The organism is Delftia lacustris, assembly GCF_040267515.1.
In the GTDB taxonomy this organism is placed as follows: Bacteria; Pseudomonadota; Gammaproteobacteria; order Burkholderiales; family Burkholderiaceae_C; genus Comamonas; species Comamonas tsuruhatensis.
In genome coordinates this window covers 1,623,913-1,646,291 of sequence record NZ_CP141274.1, presented here as the reverse complement: position 1 = coordinate 1,646,291, position 22,379 = coordinate 1,623,913, and the positions used below count along the sequence as shown (strand labels likewise).

Annotated in this window: 19 protein-coding genes; 4 read left to right on the top strand and 15 right to left on the bottom strand. The window is 68.9% G+C overall.

Annotated elements, in window-relative coordinates:
- Nucleotides 1-35 precede the first annotated feature (35 nt).
- From U6958_RS08890 to U6958_RS08870, 5 genes are all read right to left on the bottom strand, one after another.
- Nucleotides 36-1,595, bottom strand: coding sequence for a PAS domain-containing methyl-accepting chemotaxis protein (locus U6958_RS08890; RefSeq protein WP_074921065.1), 1,560 nt, complete (start codon nucleotides 1,593-1,595; stop codon nucleotides 36-38).
- 191 nt (nucleotides 1,596-1,786) lie between these two features.
- Entirely contained in the window at nucleotides 1,787-3,100 is a 1,314-nt protein-coding gene (locus U6958_RS08885; RefSeq protein ID WP_074921066.1) for a DNA polymerase IV, read from the bottom strand.
- 42 nt (nucleotides 3,101-3,142) lie between these two features.
- The gene (locus U6958_RS08880; protein ID WP_074921067.1) at nucleotides 3,143-4,081 is read right to left on the bottom strand and encodes a DMT family transporter; all 939 of its coding nucleotides are present in this window, start codon (nucleotides 4,079-4,081) and stop codon (nucleotides 3,143-3,145) included.
- 232 nt (nucleotides 4,082-4,313) lie between these two features.
- On the bottom strand, nucleotides 4,314-5,141 hold the full coding sequence (locus U6958_RS08875; RefSeq protein WP_016451141.1) for an anti-sigma factor domain-containing protein: 828 nt from the start codon (nucleotides 5,139-5,141) through the stop codon (nucleotides 4,314-4,316).
- A gap of 37 nt (nucleotides 5,142-5,178) precedes the next feature.
- Nucleotides 5,179-5,763, bottom strand: a complete 585-nt coding sequence (locus U6958_RS08870) for an RNA polymerase sigma factor (protein WP_016447833.1) — start codon at nucleotides 5,761-5,763, stop codon at nucleotides 5,179-5,181.
- 304 nt (nucleotides 5,764-6,067) lie between these two features.
- On the opposite strand from U6958_RS08870, the gene U6958_RS08865 reads away from it, so the two are divergent.
- Complete coding sequence (locus U6958_RS08865) at nucleotides 6,068-6,616, top strand: DUF3455 domain-containing protein (protein WP_016447834.1); 549 nt, start codon at nucleotides 6,068-6,070, stop codon at nucleotides 6,614-6,616.
- Between the two features lie 19 nt (nucleotides 6,617-6,635).
- On the opposite strand, the gene U6958_RS08860 is transcribed toward U6958_RS08865, so the two are convergent.
- Entirely contained in the window at nucleotides 6,636-7,493 is an 858-nt protein-coding gene (locus tag U6958_RS08860) for a helix-turn-helix transcriptional regulator (protein WP_016451140.1), read from the bottom strand.
- Between the two features lie 296 nt (nucleotides 7,494-7,789).
- On the opposite strand from U6958_RS08860, the gene U6958_RS08855 reads away from it, so the two are divergent.
- The gene (locus U6958_RS08855; RefSeq protein ID WP_074921068.1) at nucleotides 7,790-9,490 is read left to right on the top strand and encodes a 2-isopropylmalate synthase; all 1,701 of its coding nucleotides are present in this window, start codon (nucleotides 7,790-7,792) and stop codon (nucleotides 9,488-9,490) included.
- Between the two features lie 64 nt (nucleotides 9,491-9,554).
- On the opposite strand, the gene U6958_RS08850 is transcribed toward U6958_RS08855, so the two are convergent.
- Nucleotides 9,555-10,730, bottom strand: coding sequence for an alpha-hydroxy acid oxidase (locus tag U6958_RS08850; protein ID WP_016447837.1), 1,176 nt, complete (start codon nucleotides 10,728-10,730; stop codon nucleotides 9,555-9,557).
- A 219-nt stretch (nucleotides 10,731-10,949) separates the two neighbouring features.
- On the opposite strand from U6958_RS08850, the gene U6958_RS08845 reads away from it, so the two are divergent.
- Together U6958_RS08845 and U6958_RS08840 are read left to right on the top strand one after the other, a co-directional pair.
- Nucleotides 10,950-12,608 (top strand): L-lactate permease, encoded by a 1,659-nt coding sequence (locus U6958_RS08845; protein WP_074921069.1) that lies wholly within the window; start codon nucleotides 10,950-10,952, stop codon nucleotides 12,606-12,608.
- Nucleotides 12,609-12,763: 155 nt separating this feature from the next.
- Nucleotides 12,764-13,735, top strand: coding sequence for a helix-turn-helix domain-containing GNAT family N-acetyltransferase (locus U6958_RS08840; protein WP_047326608.1), 972 nt, complete (start codon nucleotides 12,764-12,766; stop codon nucleotides 13,733-13,735).
- A 60-nt stretch (nucleotides 13,736-13,795) separates the two neighbouring features.
- Here U6958_RS08840 and pbpC read toward each other — a convergent pair whose 3' ends face one another.
- The 8 genes from pbpC to U6958_RS08800 form a co-directional block, all read right to left on the bottom strand.
- The gene (pbpC, locus tag U6958_RS08835; RefSeq protein WP_074921070.1) at nucleotides 13,796-16,120 is read right to left on the bottom strand and encodes a penicillin-binding protein 1C; all 2,325 of its coding nucleotides are present in this window, start codon (nucleotides 16,118-16,120) and stop codon (nucleotides 13,796-13,798) included.
- A gap of 33 nt (nucleotides 16,121-16,153) precedes the next feature.
- Nucleotides 16,154-16,714 carry an HdeD family acid-resistance protein gene (locus U6958_RS08830; protein WP_012207099.1) on the bottom strand — a complete coding sequence of 187 codons (561 nt, stop codon included), beginning with the start codon at nucleotides 16,712-16,714 and terminating at the stop codon, nucleotides 16,154-16,156.
- A 94-nt stretch (nucleotides 16,715-16,808) separates the two neighbouring features.
- Nucleotides 16,809-17,678, bottom strand: coding sequence for an endonuclease/exonuclease/phosphatase family protein (locus U6958_RS08825; protein ID WP_043791415.1), 870 nt, complete (start codon nucleotides 17,676-17,678; stop codon nucleotides 16,809-16,811).
- Nucleotides 17,675-18,064 carry a glyoxalase/bleomycin resistance/dioxygenase family protein gene (locus U6958_RS08820; protein ID WP_016447842.1) on the bottom strand — a complete coding sequence of 130 codons (390 nt, stop codon included), beginning with the start codon at nucleotides 18,062-18,064 and terminating at the stop codon, nucleotides 17,675-17,677. Before U6958_RS08820 ends, U6958_RS08825 begins: the two co-directional genes overlap by 4 nt.
- A gap of 48 nt (nucleotides 18,065-18,112) precedes the next feature.
- A complete protein-coding gene (locus tag U6958_RS08815; RefSeq protein ID WP_074921071.1) occupies nucleotides 18,113-18,961 on the bottom strand; it encodes a carbohydrate ABC transporter permease in 849 nt (282 codons plus the stop codon).
- Nucleotides 18,958-19,854, bottom strand: a complete 897-nt coding sequence (locus tag U6958_RS08810; RefSeq protein ID WP_016447844.1) for a carbohydrate ABC transporter permease — start codon at nucleotides 19,852-19,854, stop codon at nucleotides 18,958-18,960. The genes U6958_RS08815 and U6958_RS08810 overlap by 4 nt, the downstream gene beginning before the upstream one ends.
- A gap of 21 nt (nucleotides 19,855-19,875) precedes the next feature.
- Nucleotides 19,876-21,171: an ABC transporter substrate-binding protein gene (locus U6958_RS08805; protein ID WP_046239644.1), complete on the bottom strand. Its 1,296-nt coding sequence runs from the start codon at nucleotides 21,169-21,171 to the stop codon at nucleotides 19,876-19,878.
- A 91-nt stretch (nucleotides 21,172-21,262) separates the two neighbouring features.
- On the bottom strand, nucleotides 21,263-22,330 hold the full coding sequence (locus U6958_RS08800) for an ABC transporter ATP-binding protein (protein ID WP_047217398.1): 1,068 nt from the start codon (nucleotides 22,328-22,330) through the stop codon (nucleotides 21,263-21,265).
- Nucleotides 22,331-22,379 lie beyond the last annotated feature (49 nt).

Here is a 22,379-nt window from a genome sequence, read left to right as displayed (position 1 = left end):
GGCCTGCCCCAAGCCGGCACTCCACACCAGCCCCCTCACCGCAACGTAAACACCTCCAGCGACCGCTCCAGCGACTGGGCGCTGGCGCGCAGCGAGCCCGCCGCGCCGGCCGATTGTTCGACCAGGGCGGCGTTTTGCTGGGTGACGGAGTCGAGCTGGGCCACGGCGTCGTTGACCTGGGCGATGCCTACGGATTGTTCGCGCGTGGCGATGCTGATCTGGTGGACCAGGTCGCTGACGCGGCCCACGGCGTCGACCATGCCGTCGATGGTGCGGCCTGCGGCGTCCATGCGGGCGTTGCCATCGTTGATGCCGTCCACGGTGCGGTTGATGAGGCCGCTGATTTCCTTGGCGGCCGAGGCGCTGCGCTGGGCGAGGGCCCGCACTTCGCCGGCCACGACGGCAAAGCCGCGGCCCTGCTCGCCTGCGCGTGCCGCTTCGACGGCGGCATTCAGGGCCAGCAGGTTGGTCTGGAAGGCAATGCTTTCGATCACGCCGATGATCTCGCCCATGCGGCGCGAGGAGCCGCGGATGTGCTCCATGGCAGCGCCCACTTCCTGGATGGCGGCGCCGCTCTTGCCGGCGACCTGGCGGCTCTGGTCGCTTTCATGGGCCATGAGCTGGGCCGTGTCGGCGGTCTGTGCGACGGTGCCCGATATCTCTTCCATCGAGGCCGCCGTCTGCTGCAGGCTGGTGGCCTGGGATTCTGTGCGCTGCGCGAGGTCGAAGCTGCCCTGGGCGATCTCGTGGGCCGTCGTGGCAAAGCCGCGCATTTCGGTGCGCACGTCGCCGACCACGGCGCGCAGGTTGATCTGGATCTGCTGCAGCCGCTGCATCAGGGCACCCATGGGGCCGCTGTAGTCGTGCTGCATGTTGGTGCCCAGCTGGCAGCTGGCAATGTCGGCGGCAAAGCCGCTGGCCTGCTCCAGGCCCGCCACGCAGCGCTGCTGGAAGCGCCACAGCACAAAGCTGCCGCCCGCCAGCAAGGCGGCCAGGCGCGTGCCCCAGGCTGCGGCTCCCTGCCAGCCCAGCAGGTCGGGCAGCATGGCCGCCAGGCCCACGCCGCCCAGCATCAGCGCCATGCGGGCTGTCAGGCCCAGGTCGCTGCGGCGGTCCCACAGCCCGGCCAGGCCCAGGCGGCGCAGTTCGCCTCCGCGCAGTCGCAGGGTTTCCTGGCCGGCATCGGCTTCGGCGCGCATGCGGGCATAGAGGGCTTCGGCGGCCTCGATCTCGTCCGGCCGGGGCTTGGTTCGCACCGACAGGTAGCCGCGCGGCCGGCCGCCTTCCATGATGGGCGTGACGTTGGCGCGCACCCAGTAGTGGTCGCCGTTCTTGCGCCGGTTCTTGACCAGGGCAGTCCACGGGTAGCCGTGGGCGATGGTGCGCCACATGTCCTTGAAGGCGGCGGCCGGCATGTCCGGATGACGGATGAGGTTGTGCGGCTGGTCGATCAACTCCTCGTAGGTATAGCCGCTGACCCGCACGAAGGCAGGGTTGCAATGGGTGATCTCGCCCTTGGTGTTGGTGACGGATACCAGCAGCTCATCGCCCGGAAAGTCGTAGTTGAGCTGGCTGACGGGCAAATTCACGCGCATGGGTACCACTCCTTTGGGATGTCTCTTGTTCTTGTGAAATGGCAAGGCGAAGCGCACTGAAGCCACCGGAATCCATCAAACGGAAACACAAATTCACATTTCCAAATCATCTCACAGCACGGCAACCTCAGTCCCATGCTCGGAACTGGTGCATGGTTTTACAGCGTGTGCGCCAGATTTGTGGTGATGATTCAGAACAGTTGAGGTGTAAAGGGATCGCTGTCCGGCGCGGGCTGGGCCGGTCCCCTGAGCAGTTGCTCGCGCGCCAGCGGGTCGTGGGCGGTGGCGTTCCAGTCGGCCGTGCGAACGAGGTTGCCCACGCGCACGCCCAGCAGGCGCAGCCGCTTGGCCAGGGGCACGCGCTTGAGGCATTGGCCTGCGGCGCGGCGCAGGGTGGCGGCATCGGCCATGGGCAGCTCCAGCGTGTGGTCGCGCGTGGCGGTCTTGAAGTCGTCGTAGCGCAGCTTGATGCCCACGGTGCGGCCCATGTAGCCCTTGCGCTGCAGGTCCTGGGCCAGGCGTTCGCACAGGTCGGTGAAGATGGCGCTCAGTTCGGCCCGGTCGCGCACGGCGTGCAGGTCGCGCTCGAAGGTGGTCTCGCGGCTCATGGAGACGGGCTCGCTGTGCGTGACCACGGGCCGGTCGTCACGGCCCCAGGAGGCACCATGCAGCCAGTTGCCGTAGGCGCGGCCAAACCATTGCACGAGCTGGGGCAGGCTTTGCGCGGCCAGCTCGCCGATGGTCCGTATGCCCAGCGCCTGCAGCTTGGCGTCGGCCTTGGGGCCTATGCCATTGATCTTGCGGCAGGCCAGCGGCCAGATGACGGTCTGCAGGTCCTCGGGCTGGACGATGGAGATGCCGTTGGGCTTGTTGAGTTCGCTGGCCATCTTGGCCAGCAGCTTGTTGGGGGCCACGCCGATGGAGCAGGTCAGGCCCGTGGCGTCGGTGATGGTTTTCTGGATCAGCCGAGCCAGCACGCGCCCGCCTTCGCGCTGGCCGCCAGGCACGTCGGTGAAGTCGATGTAGACCTCGTCCACGCCGCGGTCCTCCATCAGCGGGGCGATGGAGACAATGATCTCCTTGAACATGCGCGAGAAGCGCCGCACCTCGGCAAAGTCCACGGGCAGCATGATGGCCTGGGGGCACAGGCGCGCGGCCTTCATCATGCCCATGGCCGACCCCACGCCGAACTGGCGCGCCGGGTAGGTGGCCGTGGTGATCACGCCCCGGCCGACGTAGTCCTTGAGGCGCGAGAACTCGTCCACCGGAATCTCGTGCAGCCGCCCGGCGTAGCGCGCATCCAGCGCCTCGTCATGCGCGCGGCGCCCGCCGCCGATGACCACGGGCAGCCCCTTGAGCTGCGGATAGCGCAGCAGCTCCACCGAGGCATAGAAGGCGTCCATGTCCAGGTGGGCGATGCGGCGCGCAGGCGCAGCATCGGCAGGGCTTGCGGGTGTCGTGGGTGTCGTTTCAGGCACGCCGCCATTATTGCGGCAACTGTGCATTCATACAGCCTGCAGGGCTTGTTCCCACAGGCCCTGGACCATTCATCCCTGCAGGCAGATGAGGACCAGTCCCAGCACCATCAGAGCCATGCCGATCTTCTCCTGGCGGCTCAGGCTTTCGCTGAGCACGCGGCGCGAGACGATGTAGCTGAACACCACCTCGACCATGCCCAGCGTGCGCACGGGCGCGGCGCCTTGCAGGGCGTAGGCGGTGAACCAGGCCAGCGAGGCGGCCGCGCCCATGCCGCCGGCCAGCAGCGACACGCGCCAGGCGCGGAAGATGGGGCGCAGGCCCTGCGCGTGGGTGCGCGCAATCCAGGCGCCCAGGCCCAGGGTCTGCATGAGCTGGGCAATCAGCACGCCCCAGGCGCCCGACAGCCAGGGAGATATCTCGCCCAGGCGCGCCAGTTCCACGGCGCCGCCCCGGTAGCCCACGGTGGCGATGGCAAAGCAGGCACCGCAGGCCAGGCCGTAGAGCGCCGAGCGGCTGGCCCAGGCCGACAGCGACAGCATCTGGCCGCGCGGCGGCAGCGACAGGATGAGCACGCCCAAGGTGGCCAGCGCCATGGCCAGCAGGGCCACGGCCGTGGGCAGCTCGTGCAGGAAGAGGCCTGCGAACAGGGCGACCTGCAGCACCTCGGTCTTGGACAGGGTGACGGCCACGGCGAAGTTGCGCTCCTTCATGGCCAGCAGCAAGGCCGCCGTGGCCGCTACCTGGAAGAAGGCGCCCAGCGCGATCCAGCCCAGGTAGGCCCAGGAGAACCGGGGCAGCGCCCAGGCCCCGTCCCCTCCCAGGTACAGCGCCAGCAGGTAGATGCCGGCAAACGGCAGGCCGTAGAGAAAGCGCACCAGGGTGGCCGGCAGGGTGCCGAGTTCGGAGGTCAGCGAGCGCTGGGCCGTATTGCGCACAGTCTGGGCGGCTGCGGCGAACAGCACCACGGGCGCCCACAGCCAGGTCAGGTCTTGGAGGGAAGAAAGCATGTCGGCAAAAAAGGGAAGGCACCGCCGGCATGGCGCGGGCGACTGAGTGCCGGCCAGCATAGCCGCCGGTCGGGCACCAGGCGCACGCACTTGGAGAAGGCTGCCGCGCCCGGCAGCGAAACAGAGGCCGGCCAGCCAACGCTGCACGCGCGCCCTGCTCTGGCCAGGGCAAGCAGGCTGCGTTGTGCAGCAGCACGGCCGTCGCCAATGGCGAGCGGGCCTGCGCGGCGCGCTACAGGTCGCGCCGGATCAGCGCGCCCTTGAACAGCACCGGTCCCGTGGGTCCGGTCTGGCTGGGCACGCCGCCCTTGGGCTCCAGGCTGATGGCCAGGGCAGGCACGCCCTGGACTTCGGCGGCCGCTGCCGTCAGCTTCACGAGCTTGTCGCGTCCCAGCACGCCCAGCGATTGCGGGCCGCCCTGGGGCGGCAGGGCCCACAGCTGCAGCGATTTGTCTGCGGCCTCGTGGAAGTCGCCCACGCGCTGCAGCACCAGGCTGTTCTTGCCGGGGTCGAAGGTCACGAGCATGGAGGCATCGGCCTTGTCGTCGGCCAGCACGGCCACGTACTGGATCTGGGGCGTTGCCTGCAGCGCGACCTGGGCGGCCTGCAGCTGGTTGCGCAGCACGGCCAGCTGGCGCTCACCGCTTTGGCGCAGGTCCTGGTGCGACCACAGCCCCACGGCCACGGCCGCCACGGTGGCGCAGGCGCCCAGCAGGGCCGCACCGCGCCACCAGGCCAGGGCACGGCCCACGCCGGATTTCGCGCGTTCGTCCAGGCCTTGCCCATCAACGGCGCGCCGCCGGTGCGGCTGGGCGGCGCGGGCTTTTTCGGCCTGCAGCAGGTTGTCGATGCGGACCCAGACCGCATCGTCGGGGCGCACGGGAGCCTGCATTTCGGACAGGGCCGACCAGCGGCCCTGCCACAGCAGGGCGGCGGCGCGCACCGGGGCCTGGTCACGGGCCAGTTGCTCGAAGCGGCGGCGTGCCGCACCGCGCAGCGTGCCCAGGGCGTATGCGGCGGCCAGCCGGTCCAGCAGTTCGGGGTGTCGGGAAATATTCATGGCAAATCCTTGGGCCGCTCAGAGCATGTCATCTGCATCACGCATGGCGCGAGAGGCAGCGGCGCAACTGCTCCAGGCCGCGCCGGATCCAGGTTTTGACCGTGCCCAGCGGCAACTGCAGCTGGCCGGCCAGTTCGCCGTGGCTGAGGTCACGCAGGTAGGCCAGGCTGACCACCTCGCGCTGGCGGCCTTCCAGCCGCTCCAGGCACTGGTACAGCGCCACCGCCTGCTCGCTGGCCTCGGCCAGTTGCAGCGGGCCCTGGCTTTCATCGCTACCGCCGCCATGGGCCGCCAGTTGCGCCTCATCGAACTCCTCGTTCAGGTGCAGGCGTTCGGCGCGGCGCCGGCGCAGGAAGTCCAGCGCCCTGCTGCGCACCACCAGGCCCATCCAGGCCAGCGGCGGGCTCAGCGAGCCCCGGTAGCCCGAGGCGCTGCGCCAGATGTGCAGGTAGCTGTCCTGCAGCACGTCTTCGGCCCAGTCCTTGTGCCGCAGGATGCGCAGCGCAAGCCCGTACAGCCGGGACGAGGTGGCCTCGTACAGGCTGCGGAGCGCGGGCTCGTCCTGCGCTGCGATGCGGTCCAGAAGGTCCATCAGCTCTTGGTCGGTTGGTGTGGTGCCCATGCACGCATTGTGGGCGAGCGGGCGGCCCCGTGGCCCGCACTGTTGCGTCGCCGCCCCGGGGGGCTTGTCGTGTCCTTCAATCGGCTGCAGGGGTCATATCGGTGGCCTGCAGGGGGTCTGGTACCGGTCTGCCGGCCTGCGCCGGCTCTCACTGGGCAATACGCAGCACATTGCGAACCGGATGCGGATAAATTTTTTTTGCACCCAGGTGAATCCAACCTCACCCATGCTGCGTATTCCGTGTGTCGCGCCCCGGACAGCGGTCCAAGGCGACATCCCTCAACCCCTCGACCTGGAGAACCTCATGAGCTACATCCTCCCCCTCGGCCTGGCCACCATGGCTGCACTGACGCTTGGCGCCTGCTCCTCCATGGACATGAGCAAGAGCTATTCCCAGTCCGGCCTGCCGGCCGCCGTGCAGGTGCCCGCAGGCCACAAGGTCGCCATGGAAACCGTCGGCATCGGCCAGATCACCTACGAGTGCCGCGCCAAGAAGGACCAGGCGATGGAGCAGGAGTGGGCCTTCGTCGGCCCCGATGCCCGCCTGACGGACCGCCAGGGCCGCGTCATCGGCCGCTACTTCGGCCCGCCCGCCACCTGGGCGCACCAGGACGGCTCCAAGGTCACGGCCACCCAGGTCGCGGTGGCTCCGTCCAGCGCAGGCAACATCCCCCTGCAACTGGTCAAGGCCGAACCTGCCACCGGCATGGGCGCCATGCAGGGCGTGACCTATATCCAGCGCGTGGCCACGCGCGGCGGCGTGGCGCCGGCCATGGCCTGCAACAGCTCCACGCTGGGCCAAAAGCAGGTGGTGCAGTACCAGGCCGACTACATCATCTGGAAGGCTTCCTGATCCGCCGCCACCGGTGCCGCTACGGCTGCCCGCCCCCTGCCCCGAAGGCCGAGGGCGGCATGCCGAACTGGCGCCTGAAGGCCAGCGAATAGGCGCTGTGGCTTTCATAGCCGGCCTCCAGCGCCACCTGCACGATGGGCCGGCCGGCCAGCAGGGCCTGCATGGACGACAGCAGCCGCGCGCGCTGCCGCCAGCGGCCGAAACTCAGGCCGGTGGCCTGCAGGAAATGGCGGTGGAAGGTCTTCTCGCCCATGGCCAGCCGTGCGGCCCAGTCGGCGGCCGTGGCGGCCAGGTTTTCAGCCCGTTCACCGCCCTGGCCCACGGCCTGGCCTTCTTCGGCCAGCGCGCGGCAGACAGCCGCCATGCGCGCATCCTGCGGCCAGGGCAGGTGAAATGGCACGACAGGCGGCTGGCGCAATTCCTGCAGCAGCAGTTCGACGACCAGCCGGTTTCTCGTTTCATCCTGTCCGCGCTGCGGCGCCGCCGGCCAGCGCGCGACCTCGCTGATCAGCTCGCGCAACAGCGGCGAGACCTCGATCACGCAGTCCGCCACCGGCAGCCCCTGCGCCGCCTGGGCATCCACGAACAGGCTGCGCACCTGCACGGCACCACGCATGCGCAGGCTGTGCGGCACGCCCGAGCACAGCCAGACGCCGCGCGTGGGTGGCACCACCCAGCGCCCGCTGCGCGCACGCACCTCCAGCACGCCCTGAACGGCATAGAGCAGTTGGCAGCATTCGTGGGAGTGCTCCTGCACTTCCATCCCGGCCGGGTAGTCGCCGGCCACGCCCGTGACGGGCAAGGGCGCGGCAGCCTGCAGCTCAGGCAGGCCGGCATGGCCACAGGGCACGGCGGGAAGGTCGGCGGCAGTGCGCATGTTTGTCCAGATCCATGGAGAAAATGAGAAATTCTATAAAGACAGACAAACGCCCTGCCCGCAAACTGGCAACCGTTCCCTGTGATTCACCGCCATCGCACCATGCACCGCCTGCCCTCGCCCTCCCTACCATCCCTGGCCCATGGCCGGGGTCCGGGCGCCTGCGCAAGCGCCGCATTTCGCACCGACTCTCCCTGATCCCGGCCTGGCGCAGCTTCCCCACACCGGGAAGCCAGGAGAGCGGGGCTGCCGGCCGATCCGGTGGCTGCATACCCAGCGTTTCCTGCGAGGCCCGCATGCTGAAGAATCCCGCGTCCAGATACCTTCCCTTCCCCGCCGTCGACCTGCCCGACCGCCAATGGCCTTCGCGCCAGCTGAGCCAGGCGCCCGTGTGGCTGTCCACCGACCTGCGCGACGGCAACCAGGCCCTGTTCGAGCCCATGAACCGCGAGCGCAAGCTGCGCCTGTTCCACGAGCTGGTGCGCATAGGCTTCAAGGAGATCGAGGTGGGCTTTCCCTCTGCCTCGCAGACCGACTACGCCATCGTGCGCCACCTGATCGACGAAGGGCTGATCCCCGCCGACGTGACGCCCATGGTCATCACCCAGCTGCGCGAGGACCTGATCCGCGCCACGGTGGACAGCGTGGCCGGCGCGCGGCGCGCCATCGTGCACTTCTACAACGCCGTGGCACCGGCCTGGCGCGAGATCGTCTTCGGCATGCAGGTGCCCGAGATCATCGCCATGGTGGAGCGGCACATCGCCCTGCTGCGCGAACTCACCGATGCCCACCCCGAGACCGAATGGGTTCTGCAGTACTCGCCCGAGACGTTCTGCATGGCCGAGCTGGAGGTATCGCTGGCCGTGTGCAACGCGGCCATCCGCGCCTGGGATGCAGGCCCCGCGCGGCCCATGATCATCAACCTGCCGACCACGGTGGAGGTGAGCACGGCCAATGTCTTCGCCGACCAGATCGAGTGGATGCACCGCCGCCTGGAGCGGCGCGAGCACATCGTGCTGTCCGTGCACCCGCACAACGACCGGGGCACGGGCGTGGCCTGCGCCGAGCAGGCGCTGCTGGCCGGCGCCCAGCGCGTGGAAGGCTGCCTGTTCGGCAATGGCGAGCGCAGCGGCAACCTCGATGTGGTGACGCTGGCGCTCAACCTGTACACGCAGGGCATCGCGCCGGGACTGGACTTCTCGGACATCGCCGCCGTGGCGCGCATTGCGGAGGAATGCACGGCCCTGCCCATCCACCCGCGCCACCCCTATGTGGGCGACCTGGTGTTCACGGCGTTTTCGGGCTCGCACCAGGACGCCATCGCCAAGGGCTTTGCGGCGCAACGGCCCGATGCGCCCTGGCGCGTCCCCTACCTGCCCATCGACCCGCAGGACCTGGGCCGCACCTACGACAGCATCGTGCGCGTCAACAGCCAGTCAGGCAAGGGCGGCATCGCCTTCCTGCTGCAGCGCGACCATGGCGTGACCATGCCCCGGCGCATGCAGGTGGAATTCAGCGCCGTGGTGCAGCGCCAGGCCGACGCCAGCGAGGCCGAGCTGGCCAGTGAAGACCTGTGGGAGCTGTTCGAGTCCACCTACCTCGCACCCCGGCAGCTTCCCTGGCGCTACCACAGCCACCATCTGTTCGACAGCGCCAAGGGCCAGGGCATTGCGTTGGAAGTGGTGCGGACGGACGGGCTTCGAATGCAGCTGCATGGCGAGGGCAGCGGTCCCATCGACGCCGTGGCCGCTGCCATCGGCCAGCACCTGGGCGTGGCGCTGCGCATAGACCACTACGAGGAGCGCAGCCTGGGCCAGGGCGCCGGCGCCACGGCGCTGGCCATCGTCGAGGCCGCCCTGCCCGGCGTGGCGGGCACGCGCTTCGGTGCGGGGCGCCATGCCAACATCGTGACCGCGTCCATCCTGGCCGTGCTGCATGCGGCGGGCCGGCTGGTGGCGGCGCAGCCGGAAAACCGGCGCGTACCTGCCCAAGCCTGAGGCGCAGCCTGAAAGGAGAAAAGGACCGCCGAGGCGGTCCTTTTCTCGTGCAGCTTTTGCCGGTTCAGCGCACGGCGCCCGGATAGGTTCCGGGCAGCAGGATGCTGCGGTCCACGGTATCGATCTGCGTGTGGCCGCAGAAGGCCATGGTGGTCTCCAGCTCCTTCTGGATGATCTGCAGGGCGCGCGTCACGCCATGCTCGCCGTAGGCACCCAGGCCGTAGAGGAAGCTGCGGCCGATCATGGTGCCCTGGGCGCCCAGGGCACGCGCCTTGAGCACGTCCTGCCCGCTGCGGATGCCGCCGTCCATCCAGACCTCGATGTCCTTGCCCGCAGCCTCGGCAATGCCCGGCAGCGCCTCGATGGACGAGGGTGCGCCGTCGAGCTGGCGCCCGCCGTGGTTGCTGACGACGAGCGCGTCAGCGCCGCTGTCGGCCGCCAGGCGCGCGTCCTCGGCGTCCATGATGCCCTTGAGGATGAGCTTGCCGCCCCAGAGCTTCTTGATGCGCTCCACGTCGCCCCAGTTCAGGCTGGGATCGAACTGGCTGGCGGTCCACGACGACAGCGAACTCATGTCGGCCACGCCATCCACATGTCCGACGATGTTGCCGAAGGTGCGGCGCTTGGTGCCCAGCATGCCCAGGCACCAGTGCGGCTTGGTCGCCAGGTTGGCCAGGTTGCGCAGCGTGGGCTTCGGTGGCGTGGACAGGCCGTTCTTGATGTCCTTGTGGCGCTGGCCCAGGATCTGCAGGTCCAGCGTCAGCACCAGGGCCGAGCAGTTGGCGGCACGGGCACGCTCGATCAGGCGCTCCATGAACCGGCGGTCGCGCATCACATAGAGCTGGAACCAGAACGGATGGCGGCCCGTGTGCTCGGCAATGTCCTCGATGGAGCAGATGCTCATGGTGGACAGAGTGAACGGAATGCCGAAGGCCTTGGCCGCGCGCGCGCCCAGGATCTCGCCGTCGGCATGCTGCATGCCGGTCAGGCCCGTGGGCGCGATGGCCACGGGCATGGCGACCTGCTCGCCGATCATGGTGGTGCGCGTGCTGCGCCCCTCCATGTTCACGGCCACGCGCTGGCGCAGCTTGATCCGGTGGAAGTCGTCCTCGTTGGCGCGGTAGGTGCCCTGGGTGTAGGAACCCGAATCGGCGTAGTCATAGAACATGCGCGGCACGCGGCGCTGGGCCACGACGCGCAGGTCTTCGATGCAGGTGATTTTGGAAAGGTCGGTGGACACGTTTTCTGGCTTTCTGGAACCCGCATGCCGCGGGACTGCCGAGCATGGTAGTGCCGTGCGCGGGCTCCGGCCACCCGTTCGGGTTTGAAGTGATTTGTGCGCCGATTGAAATTTTCTCTCTCGCAGCCCAACCCAGGGCTAACGCTAGTGCGCCAAACCGCCATGGGAGTAACGATCCGCCCCGCACAACATCCTAAAAACTCTTCAGGAGAAGCTCCTATGGTTTGGCAACAGGTCTACGACCCTCTTTCCAACATGTGGCTGTCCACACTGCTTGCGGCCATTCCGGTCGTGGTCATGCTGGTGGGACTGGGCTTTTTGCACATGAAGGCCCATCTGGCGGCCGGCGCCGGGCTGGTTGCCGCGCTGGTGATCGCGGTCTTCGTCTACAACATGCCGGCCGGCATGGCCGGGCGCGCGGCGCTGTTCGGCGGCTTCACGGGGCTGCTGCCCATCGGCTGGATCGTCCTGAACATCATCTTCCTGCACCAGCTGACCGAGAAGAACGGCAGCTTCAAGATCCTGCAGGACTCCATTGCCGGCATCACCGAGGACAGGCGCATCCAGCTGCTGCTGATCGCCTTCGCCTTCGGCGCCTTCTTCGAGGGCGCGGCCGGCTTCGGCACGCCCGTGGCCGTGACGGCGGCCATCCTCATCGGCCTGGGCTTTTCGCCGCTGGCCGCCTCGGGCCTGTCGCTGATCGCCAATACCGCGCCCGTGGCCTTCGGCGCGCTGGGCACGCCGGTGATCACGCTGGCCAAGGTCCATGGCTACGACCTGATGGAGGTCACGGCCATGGTCGGCCGCCAGCTGCCGTTCTTCTCGGTGCTGGTGCCGTTCTGGCTGATCTGGGCCTTTGCAGGGCGCAAGGCCATGATGGAGATCTGGCCCATCATCCTGGTGACCGGCGTGTCCTTCGCCATTCCGCAGTACCTGGTGTCCAACTTCATCGGACCCGAGCTGGTGGACATCATCGCGGCCATCGTCTCCATGGTCTGCACGGTCGGCTTCCTGCGCATATGGCAGCCCAGGACCATCTGGCGCTCGACCTCGCTCAAGGGCCATGAGAACAGCGGCGGCGAAGCCCAGGCGCCCCGCGCCGTGACCCAGCACCCGCGCGCCGACGTGATCCGCGCCTGGACGCCCTGGGCCATCCTCACGGTCTTCGTCTTCATCTGGGGCCTGCCCTCGGTCAAGGCGGCGCTCAATGGCCTGTTCGCACCGGCCTTTCCCATGGAAGGCCTGCACAACATGGTCGAGAAGGTGCCGCCCGTGGTGCGCCAGCCCACCAAGGAAGGCGCCATCTACACGCTGAACCTGCTGTCGGCCACGGGCACGGGCATCCTGCTGTCGGCCATCGTGGGCGGCCTGGTCATGAAGTACAACCCCGTGCAACTGGTCAGCCAGTTCGTGCGCACCCTCTGGCTGGTGCGTTATTCGCTCATCACCATCGTGCTGATGCTGGCGCTGGGCACGCTGACGCGCTACTCGGGCACCGACACCACGCTGGGCCTGGCCTTCGCCAACACCGGCGTGTTCTACCCCTTCTTCGGCACGCTGATGGGCTGGCTGGGCGTGGCGCTCACGGGTTCGGACACGGCATCGAACGTGCTGTTCGGCGGCATGCAGAAGGTGGCGGCCGAGCAGCTCGGCCTGTCGCCCAACCTCATGGGCGCGGCCAACAGCTCGGGCGGCGTGATGGGCAAGATGATCGATGCGCAGTCCATCGTCGTCGCCTCCACGGCCACGCGCTGGTTCAACCACGAGGGCGACATCCTGCGCTACGTGTTCTTCCACTCCGTCGCCCTGGCCTGCCTGATGGGCATCTTCGTGACGCTGCAGGCCTATGTCTGGCCGTTCCGCCTGATGGTCAATTGAGCCTTGCGCATCTGCGTCAGGCCCCAGCCGCCCGCATGCGCCGGGCGGCTTTTTTGCGCCTGGGGTACGCATCGCTGCATCAACAGATGCGCAGCGGCATTTATGGTTGTACCATGCAACCATATTCAAACCCTGCACGGCCCCAAGGAGCACCCATGCCGCAGCACGATCTTTCCCTGGTGGACGACATCCGCGCCGCCTCGCGCCAGATGGTGCGCGAGCTGGGCTTCATGCAGGCCACGCTGGCGGCCACGGACTATCCGCCCTCGGCCGTGCACGCCATCCTGGAGATCGGCGCGCAGGGGTCCATGGCGGCCTCGCAGCTGGCCCAGGCGCTGGGGCTGGAGAAATCCAGCGTCAGCCGCATGGTGCGCAAGCTGGTGGAGGCCGGCGAGCTGAAGGAAGCCGCCGATGGCGAGGACGGCCGCGTCAAGCGGCTGGCCCTCACCGCCAAGGGCCGGCGCACGCTGGCCGCCATCGAGGCCTTCGGGCGCCAGCAGGTGACGGCCGCGCTGGACCGCATGCAGCCGCCGCAGCAACAGGCGGTCTCGCGCGGGCTGGCCCTCTACGCCCAGGCACTGCAGGCGCATCGGCAGGAGGAGCCCCTGCCCGCGCCCGCACCCGCGCAGATACAGGTCCTGCCCGGATACCGGCCCGGCTGCATCGGCCGCATCGTGGAAATGCATGCGCGCTTCTATGCACGCCACGCAGGTTTCGGCGTCTTCTTCGAAAGCCGCGTGGCCAGCGGCCTGGCCGAGTTCGCTAGCCGGCTGGACAAACCCTGCAACCAGCTGTGGACGGCGCTGGACGGCGACCGCGTCGTGGGCTCCGTGGCCATCGATGGCGAGGACCTGGCCAAGCACCCCGAGGACCGCCAGGCGCACCTGCGCTGGTTCATCCTGGACGACGGCCTGCGCGGCGCCGGCACGGGGCGCCAGCTGCTGCAGCAGGCCCTGGCGTTCTGCGACCAGCAGGCCTTCGAGGCCACCCAGCTGTGGACGTTCAGCGGCCTGGATGCGGCACGCCGGCTCTACGAATCGTCAGGCTTCACCCTGGCCGAGGAATGGCCGGGCCAGCAATGGGGCGAGACCGTGACCGAGCAGCGCTTCGTGCGGGCTCGGCCCTGATGCTGCCCTGATGCTGCCCTGGGGCCGCACTGATGCCTCACTGATGCCGCACTGCGGCCTTCAGCGCCCGCCCGCGCGCGAAGCCACCACGCCGGCGCCGCGCACCTCCACCTGCACGCTGTCCAGCACCTGCCCCTTGGCATCGACCAGTTCCAGCCGGTGGCGGCCGGGCCAGGGCATCCAGGCGGCGGCAGCACCCCGGCCGATCTCCTTGGGCGGCGGCTCGGCCGCGCCGGGCGGGGCGACGCTGACCATGCGCCAGCGCAGGCTGGCGTCCTGCCATTCCTGCGTGGCGGCCGTGCCTGCGGGGCGGGCCGACAGCTGCACGCGCTGGCGGTCTGGCGGAATGTCGGGGTCCAGCGCGAGGATGGTGCCGTTGGCCGGGCGCGCAATGCGCACGGGCGAGGCGGCCAAAGTCCCGCGTGTCGATGCGGATGCGGCAGGCAGGCCGCTGCCCGCCATGGCGAACAGGCTCTGCTGCGTGCCCGCCACGAACCACTCGCTGCGCGCGCTCTCCAGCGGCAGGCCCGACGCATCGGGGCCGAAGCGCACGGCCTGCTGCAGCACGCCCGCCGGCGCCTTGGGCGCGCGGCTGGGCGTGCGGGCATGCAGGAAGCCCATCACGGCGGCCCAGACAGGTGCCGCGCCGCTGGTGCCGCTGACCGAGTGCATGGCCTCGCCGCGCGCATTGCCCACCCACACGCCCACGGTGTAGCGCTGCGACCAGCCCACGGCCCAGTTGTCGCGCATGTCCTTGCTGGTGCCGGTCTTGACGGCCGACCAGAAGCGCGTGGCCAACACGCTGTCCGTGCCGAAGGTGGGCGCGCGCGCCATGGGATCGGACAGGATGTCGCCCACGATGAAGGCCGCGCGTGCGTCGATGGCCTGCACGGGCGCAGCCGGCTTTTGCGCTGCGGTCCCGGCACCCGTGGGCTGCGCCGCCCAGCGCACGGGCGTCAGCTGCCCGCCGTTGGCCAGGGCGCGGTAGGCGTTGGTGAGCTGCAGCAGCGGCACCTCGGCACTGCCCAGCGCCAGGCTGAAGCCGTGGTAGCCGCCGCTTTCGCGCAGCGGCAGGCCCAGGCGCTGCAGTTGCGAGAAGAAGGCATCGGGCGTGACCATGACCAGGGTGCGCACGGCCGGCACGTTGAGCGACGACGCCAGCGCCGTGCGCGCCGAGACCCAGCCCTTGAAGCGCCGGTCGTAGTTCTGAGGGATGTAGAGCCCGTTCTGCGTGGGAATGTGGGCCGATGAATCCTCGATCAGCGAGGCCGCCGTCAGCCGCCGCTCGGCAATCGCCTGGGCATAGAGAAAGGGCTTGAGGGTGGAGCCGGGCTGGCGCATGGCCGTGACGCCATCCACCTCGGCCGCCTGGCTCAATTCGCCCGACGATCCCACCCAGGCCAGCACCTCGCCCGTGGCGTTGTCCAGCACGACGATGGCACCGTCCTCCACGTTGCGGCCCTGCAGCTCGCGCAGTTGCTGCTGCAGGCTTTGCACGGCAAAGCGCTGCACGGGCGCGCTCAGCGTGGAGCGCACGCGGGCCTGGCCTTTGGACTGCGGCTCGGCCAGCAGGCGGCGCGCCAAGTGGGGGGCCTGGCCTTCGCTGGCCGCCCATTGCCGGCGCAGCAGCACGCTGGCGGTGAGCAGTTCCATGGCCGTGCAGTCGCGCGCCGCCGCATCCTCGGGCGCCAGCGACTGCAGCACGCCGCAGGCGCGCCGGCCCACGCGCTCGGGCGAGGCGTTGGGGGCACGCACCAGGGCGGCGGCAATGGCGGCCTCTCGCGCGTCCAGCCCGTGCGCGGCCTTGCCGAACAGGGTGCGCGACAGCGCATCGATGCCCACGATCTCGCCCCGGAAGGGCACCAGGTTCAGGTAGGCCTCCAGGATCTGGTCCTTGCGCCAGCGCCGGTCCAGCACCTGGGCAGAGACGGTCTGGCCCAGTTTCTGCACCACGCTGCGCCCGCCCGGGCCCTGGCGCCAGTCGCCGTCCAGCAGGCCCGCCAACTGCATGGTGATGGTGCTGGCGCCGCGCGTGCGCTGGTTCCAGAGGTTGCCCCAGGCGGCGGCGGACACGGCCGCCCAGTCCACGCCGCTGTGCTCGTAGAAGCGCTTGTCCTCGCTGAGCACCAGGGCCGTGCGCAGCGCGGGAGAGATGTCGGCCAGGGCCACCCAGTCGCCACGGCGCACGCTGGCGTCGGTGCGCTGGCGCTGCAGCACCTCGCCCTCGCGCGAGAGCAGTTCGGTCTCGGAGGAGCGGTGGCCTTCGCGGACTTCGGAAAAGCTGGGCAGCGCCTGGGCGGCACCGGCCGCCGCGAACAGCAGCGCGGCCGCCAGGGCCGCGCGGGGAAGACGCATGAAGGGGGAAGGTCGCCGGGATTCGATCATGGAGCCGGCATTGTCCGCCTTTGAGCCAGCGGCTCAGGAAGAATGGCGTATGCCCTTCTTGAGCTTGAAGGACAGCAGCACCATGAGCACGCCGAAGACCACCGCATACGTGGCCAGCACCCAGAGCATGGCCATCATGCCCGCGCCCGGCTGGGCCAGCACGAAGGCGCCGAACAGCACAGACAGCACGCCGCCCAGGATCAGCAGCCACTCGCCCGTGATCTCCTTGCGCAGCCGCACGGCCGCCACGATCTGCAGCAGGCCCGTGACCAGGGCCCAGGCGCCGATGTACAGCGTCATCACCAGGGCCGTGACGCCGGGCGCGACCACGGTGAGCACGCCCACCACCACGCCGGCCAGGCCCCACAGCAGCAGCACCCACCAATGGCGCATCTGGTCGCGCCCCTGGATGGCCGAATACACGCCCAGCAGGCCATCGACAAAGGTGAAGGCGCCGAAGGTCAGCACCAGCGCCGCCAGCGATACCGCCGGCTGCGCCCAGGTCAGCACGCCGAAGGCGATGGCGACCAGGCCGCGCAGCAGCAGCACCCACCAGGTGCGGTGAAGAATCGTGGACAGCGGATTGGGGCTCATGGATGCTCCTTCAAAACAGTCCCCATGACCTTGGAGCAGGCCTGCGGCACTGTCTGTAGGCCAAGGCCGGCTTGGCGGCGGTCCCTGACCTGGATCAATCCAGCTGCAGCAGCACGGGCTGGTGGTCGGAGAGCCTTGTGTCGCTGTCCACGGCCCAGCCGCGCACATGGCCGCGCAGGCTGTCGCTGACCCAGGCGAAATCGCAGGCGCCGGGCTCGGGGCCCCACTGGCGGTCGAACAACCGGAAGGTGGGCGGCTGGGGCTGGTCCGGGTGCAGCACGCTCCAGCTGTTGTGCCATTGGCCTGCGCTCAGGGCGCCCTGCTCGCCGGCCGCCCAGGGGGCGGACAGGCCGGCGTATTCGTCCTCGTGCGGCTCGAAGTTGAAGTCGCCGCAGAGCACGGCATGCGGCGTGTGCGGCTTGGTCTGCTGGGGCGAGCCGTCGCTGGCGGGCTGGGGCGGCGCCTCGGCCTGGCCCAGGGCCTCGATCTGCAGGGAACGCAGCGCCAGCGCCTGGGCCATGCGCTGGCGGCGCGAGAAATATTCGAGGTGGGTGCTCATCACGCGCACGGGGCCCAGTGCGGCATCCATCACGGTCACTGCCGTGCAGCAGCGCGGCATGCTGCGCACGCCGCCATCGTGCGGATACGGCAGGCGGTGATGGGCCACCTGCAGAGCAGGCAGGCGCGTGGCCACCAGGTTGCCGAAGCGCTGCCGGCCCACGGCCGTGAATTCGTCCACGGCGGCGCCGAAGAAGACCTTCCAGCCTTCGGGAAGGGCCTGGCGGATCTGCTCCACCTGGTCGCCGGGCGCGCCCTGCAGGCCCGGATAGTGGACGGCGATTTCCTGCAGGCACAGCACGTCGATATCGGCCATGGACAGTGCATGCGCCACGATGCGCTCCGGGTCCATGCGGCCGTCCAGGCCCAGGCACCATTGGGTGTTCCAGGTGAGGATCTGCATCATGCGGACAGCGGCTCGCGCAGCTGGAACAGGTTGCCTTCCGGGTCCATGGCGTTGCACACGCGAAAGCCCGGGCCCAGCCAGGACTGCTCCCACAGCTGGCCGCCATGCGCGATGACCAGGGGGCGCACGGCCGCAAAGCTTTTCACGGTGGCAAAGAACTTGATGGCCACGTTCTCGCGCGGCTGGGGTGGCTCGGTGATGGTGATGTGCCGCGCAATTGCCTCGGGAATGGCGTGCAGCACCAGTTGCAGGTCCGGCGACTGCAGCACCATGAGCTCGCTCGTGTGGTGCAGCATGCGCATGGCCAGCACCTCCATGTAGAACAGCGCCAGCCTGTCGGGCTGCTTGGCGTAGATGAACAGACCTGCGGATGCGGGACCGGACATGGTGGACCTCAGGGTGAAAGGCTGGGACAAGGAACTTTAGCACCGCCCTCACTTGATCCCCGCACGCATGAAGCTCTGCACGAACTGGCGCTGGAACAGCACGAAGGCCACCAGCAGCGGGCCCGAGCTCAGCAGCGTGGCGGCCGTGATGGTGGCCCACTCCACGCCAGACTCCACGCTGGAGAACACCTGCAGGCCCACAGTGAGCGGGCGCGCCTGCACGCTGTTGGTGATGATCAGCGGCCACAGGAAGTTGTTCCAGTGAAAGCTCACCGACACCAGCGCAAACGCCAGGTACACGGGCCGCGCGAGCGGCACGTAGACGCGCCACAGGATCTGCAGGGTGCTGGCACCCTCCACCCGCGCGGCCTCGTCCAGTTCCCGGGGAATGCCCAGGAAGGTCTGGCGCAGCAAAAAGATCGCGAAGGCCGATGCGAAGTACGGCAGGCCTATGCCCAGCAGCGTATCGACGGCGCCCAGTCGCGACACGGTCTGGTAGTTCGCCACCAGCAGGATGTCCGGCATGATCATCAGCTGCACCAGCACCAGCGCAAAGGCCAGGCCCTGGCCGCGAAAGCGGTAGCGCGCAAAGGCATAGGCCGCCAGCGTGCCCAGCACCAGCTGGGCCGCCAAAATCATGACCACCAGCACGGCCGTGTTCAGGAAATAGCGCGCAAAGGGCGCGGCCTGCCAGGCACGGCGAAAGTTCTCCAGCGTCCAGGGCGCGGCCAGGTCGAAGCGTGCCGAGTATTCGGGCGGATGGAAGGCCGTCCAGAACGCATAGGCCAGCGGCAGTATCCACAGCAGGGCCAGCAGCCAGGCGGCCAGCGTGTCCAGCCAGGTGGCGCCGTACAGCGCGGGCGGCGCATGGCGCGGGGCAATGGGTGCGGCGCTCATTGGTAGTGCACCTTCTTGTCGAGCACGAAGAACTGCAGCAGCGCCACGGCCGCCAGCACGGCGACCAGCACCACGGTCAGGGCCGCCGCATAGCCCGTGTCCCAGAACTTGAAGCCCACTTCGTACAGGTGATAGAGCAGCAGCGTGGAGGCGTTGTCCGGCCCGCCGCGCGTGAGGATGAAGAGATGGTCCACCAGGCGGAAGGCATTGATCACCGCATTGACCAGCACGAACAGCGTGGTCGGCATCAGCAGCGGCCACTGCACGCGGCGCAGGAAGTACCAGCGCGAGGCGCCTTCGATGGCCGCAGCTTCCCTGAGGCTGGGATTGAGCGTCTGCAGCGCGGCCAGGTAGAAGATCATGAAAAAGCCCGCCTCCTTCCACACCGCCACCACGGTCACGCAGGCCAGCGCCGTGGACGGGTCGCCCAGCCAGTTGTGCGCGGGAAGGCCCAGTGCGCCGCGCAGCTGCTCCAGCAGCCCGTACTGCGGCGTGTAGAAGAACAGCCAGATGTTGGCCACGGCAATCATGGGCAGCACCGTGGGCGTGAAATACGCCATGCGCACGAAGGCGCGGCCGGCCAGCCTCTCGTTGACCCACAGCGCCATGGCCAGCGCCAGCGCCATGGACAGCGGAATCGTGGCCGCCGCAAACCACAGGTTGTTGCGCACGGCCTGCCAGAACACCGGGTCGTCCACCATGACGGCGTAGTTCTCCAGCCCCACCCATGGCCCCGGCTGGCCGCCGCGCGGCGTGGCATGCAGGCTGTCGATCAGCGTGGCCACGGCCGGCCAGTGCGTGAAAGCCACCAGCAGCACCAGCGCCGGCAGCAGCATCAGCCAGGCATGGACGGCCTGGCGGCCGCTCGCAAAAGAGGAGGAAGCGTGGCTCATGCGGTCAACGGCGCGAAGCCATCACTTGTAGCGGCGCAGGATGCGGTCTGCTTCCTTTTGCGCATCCTGCAGGGCCTGGGCCGAGGTCTTGCTGCCGTTGAGGGCGGCCTGCACGGCGTCGTTGAGCACCTTGGTCACGCGCTGGTTCTCATGCGTGGAGAACTCGGCCACCGATACCGGCAGCTGGTCGCGCGCCACCAGGGCCTGCGGGAAGTCCTGGCCGTACTTCTTGAGCGCGGGCGTGTCATAGGCGGCGGGCGAGACGGCAACGTAGCCGCTGTCCATGCTCCACTGCGCGGCCAGCGGGGGCTGGGTGACCCACTTCATGAACTGGAAGGCCGCCTCCTGCTGCTCCCGGGGGGCCTTCTTGAACAGGTAGAAGTTGCCGCCGCCCGTGGGCGAGCCCTTGCGCACATTGCCTGCGATCTGGCCCACGCCGAAGTCGAATTTAGCATTGGCACGGATATTGGTCAGGTTGCCCGTGGTGGTGACGATGATGGCGGCCTTCTTTTCCATGAAGTCCTTGGGCGTCGTGCCCCACTCCACCACGCCGGCCGGGTGCACGCCTTCCTTGACCAGGCCCACCCAGTAGTCCAGCGCCTCCACTACCTTGGGGCTGTCCAGCGTGACCTGGGTGCCGGCCTCGTTGGCCAGCAGCACGTCATTGGGCGTGGTCAGCGTCTGCAGCATCCAGTAGGCAAAGCCGGTGGACGGGATCTGGATGCCGTACTGCACGACCTTGCCGCTGGCGTCCTTCTTCGTCAGCCTGTGGGCGGCTTCCTTGAGTTCCTTCCAGTTCTGCGGCGCCTTGTTCGGGTCCAGGCCGGCTTCCTTGAAGGCTTCCTTGTTGTAGTACATGACCACGGTGGAACGCTGGAAGGGCACGCCCCAGGTCTTGCCGCCCGCCTGGCTGTTGGCCATGAAGGCCGGGTAGAAGCCCTTGAGCCAGGCCCGGTCGGCATCGGTCTTCACGAAGTCGTCGATGGGGGCGATGGCGTCCTCGTCGATCAGCGTGAACATGTCGGTGGACAGCAGCACCGAGGTGGCCGGCGGCTTGCCCGACTTGTGGGCCGTCAGCGCCTTGACGATGGTCTCCTGGTAGGTGCCCGCATAGACGGGCGTGATCCGGTACTGCGGATGGGCCTTGTTGAACTCGGCCGCATAGCCGTCGATCACCTTGGTGATGGGGCCGCCCACGGCCACGGGAAAGTAGAACGGCACCTCCAGCGGCGTCTGCGCGCTGGCGGTGTGCAGCAGGCCCGTGGCGGCCAGGGCGGCAGCGGCTGCAAGGGTTTTGAGGAAGGCATGGCGTTGCATGGCGGACTCTCCTGGAAGGTGCTTCGGGTGCGAAAGCCGGAACGGCTGAAACGGTGGAACTGCAGAGGAAGATAGGAGCGGTGCCACGGCCTCAGGCCGTGCAGCGCCGCCCCTGTTCGTCAAAGAAATGCGTGGCCTCGCGCGCCCAGCGCAGGCCCACGAGCTGGCCCGGCTGCAGGCCGCCGAGCTGGCTGCCAGCGGTGCGCACCATCAGTTGTTCGCTGCCCACGCGGCAGCGCAGCACCAGGTCGGCGCCCAGGTATTCGAGGCTTTCGATGTCGGCAGCGACCACGGGGCCGCTGCCGACATCGCCATGGAGCGACAGGCGCATGTCCTCGGGCCTGACGCCCAGCCAGCGCGCCTGGCCCGGCTGCTGCAGGCCGGCGGGCGCGGCGCTGGCATGGCTGCCCGCGATGTGCAGGCCGTCGAGGCGCGCGATGTTCATGGCCGGCGTGCCGATGAAGCGCGCGGCAAAGGTGGTGGCGGGCCGGCGGTAGATCTCCTGGGGCGCGGCGCACTGCTCCACGCGCCCCTGGCTGAGCAGCACCACCTGGTCGGCCATGCCCATGGCCTCGGCCTGGTCGTGCGTGACATAGACCACGGTCAGCCCCAGGCGCCGCTGCAGCTCGCGCAGCTCGGTGCGCATTTCCTGGCGCAGCTGGGCGTCGAGGTTGGACAGCGGCTCATCCATCAGGCAGACCCGGGCGCGGGCCACCAGGGCGCGGCCCAGCGCCACGCGCTGCTGCTGGCCGCCCGACAGCTGGCCGGGCCGGCGCGCCAGCAGCGCGTCCAGGCCCAGCAGCGCGGCGGCCTCGTCGATGCGCCGGCGCGCCTCGGCCGCCGGGACCTTGCGCACGGACAGGCCGAAGCCGATGTTCTGCGCCACCGTCAGGTGCGGGAACAGCGCGTAGTTCTGGAACACCATGGCAATGCCGCGCCGTGCGGGCGGCAGTTGGGTGACATCCTGCCCATCGATGCGCACGCGGCCCGAGGTGGCGCTTTCCAGGCCCGCGATGATGCGCAGCGTAGTGGACTTGCCGCAGCCCGAGGGACCGAGCAGCACGCAAAAGGATCCGGGTTCAATGCGCAGATCCAGCGCCTGCAGTGCCGTGGTGCCGCCCCAGGACTTGGCGACACCTTCCATCTCGATCAAGGACATCACGCCAGTCTAGGAAGGCTGTGTGACAGGCCCGTGTCGCGCCACCGGA